Here is a 379-nt window from a genome sequence, read left to right as displayed (position 1 = left end):
TTCATAAAAAGATAGGTGCCAGCAAAGATGACTTATTACTCATACTAGAACCCTATATCGGCAATGTGATTGTCGGCGTTGAGTGCATGCATTGCTGGTATTGGGTGTCAGATTGGTGTGCTGAACTTGGGATTGATTTTGTACTAGGTCATGCGCTTTATATGAAGGCGATTCACGGCGGTAAAACCAAGAATGATAAAGTCGATTCCTTTAAAATTGCCTCATTACTGCGTGGCGGTAATTTCCCAATAGCCTACGATTACCCCAGCGAAATGCGCGCTGCCCGTGACCTATTACGTCGACGAATGAAAATTGTTCGTCACGGTGCCATGCTCAAAGGTCATGTGGTTAACACCAACAGCCAATACAACTTGCCTGC

1 protein-coding gene is annotated in these 379 nt (G+C 44.9%); it reads left to right on the top strand.

Features of this window, described 5'->3' with window-relative positions:
* The coding region (locus H5125_RS21845) for a transposase (RefSeq protein WP_182745519.1) at positions 1 to 379 on the top strand (379 nt) is incomplete at both ends.

Source organism: Shewanella sp. SR44-4, assembly GCF_014163715.1.
Classification (GTDB): domain Bacteria; phylum Pseudomonadota; class Gammaproteobacteria; order Enterobacterales; family Shewanellaceae; genus Shewanella.
Note: the sequence above shows the minus strand (reverse complement) of the source record. Positions and strands in the feature narration are given on the sequence as shown.